The 828-nt window shown below is 50.2% G+C and carries 2 tRNA genes and 2 rRNA genes; all 4 read left to right on the top strand.

Annotated features, from left to right (window positions below):
- Positions 1–116: ribosomal RNA gene (locus M8006_RS17705) — 16S ribosomal RNA — on the top strand; the annotation flags it as partial.
- Positions 117–233: 117 nt separating this feature from the next.
- A tRNA-Ile gene (locus M8006_RS17700) sits at positions 234–310 on the top strand.
- 106 nt (positions 311–416) lie between these two features.
- Positions 417–492 (top strand) — tRNA-Ala (locus tag M8006_RS17695).
- 230 nt (positions 493–722) lie between these two features.
- Positions 723–828, top strand: a 23S ribosomal RNA gene (locus tag M8006_RS17690); the annotation flags it as partial.

Genomic DNA, 828 nt, shown 5'->3' with positions numbered 1-828 from the left:
TGCACCAGAAGTGGTTAGCCTAACGCAAGAGGGCGATCACCACGGTGTGGTTCATGACTGGGGTGAAGTCGTAACAAGGTAGCCGTAGGGGAACCTGCGGCTGGATCACCTCCTTAAACGATGCATCCCCCTCGCAGTAAGCGTCCACAATGAATTACCTGATCACGTGATAGAGCAAACGGTAGCTCATTGAGTTATTACACCAATCTCACGATCTGTAATGGCTGAATACCGGGTCTGTAGCTCAGTTGGTTAGAGCGCACCCCTGATAAGGGTGAGGTCGGCAGTTCAAGTCTGCCCAGACCCACCAAATTCCTGTGATACTGCGTTAAAATGCTCCTCGTATAGCACAGGCTATACGTCGTCGCATTTTGCCTTGTCTCACAGAAATTTGTGAAGTAATAGACGTATACGATGGGGCCATAGCTCAGCTGGGAGAGCGCCTGCCTTGCACGCAGGAGGTCAGCGGTTCGATCCCGCTTGGCTCCACCATTTATGCAGTACGTTACCAACCGTTTGTTGATGTTTTGTGACCATTGATAAGTCAGATGCGCATACTGCGTTGCCTTATCACTGTTCATTGAACAGCTGCTCTTTAACAAGATATATCATGCTGACAGGAACGTTGTTTACAACGTTCCTACGTAAATTGTTTTGTGATACGTCTCAAGCGTATCCGGCAATCGTTATCATTGTGCGATCCAGACTCCTTCGGGTTATAGGGTCAAGCAATGAAGCGCACACGGTGGATGCCTAGGCAGCCAGAGGCGATGAAAGACGTGGAAGCCTGCGATAAGGCTCGGCGAGGTGGCAAACAACCTGCGACCC

This window comes from Halomonas llamarensis, from assembly GCF_023555005.1.
In the GTDB taxonomy this organism is placed as follows: Bacteria; Pseudomonadota; Gammaproteobacteria; order Pseudomonadales; family Halomonadaceae; genus Vreelandella; species Vreelandella llamarensis.
Note: the sequence above shows the minus strand (reverse complement) of the source record. Positions and strands in the feature narration are given on the sequence as shown.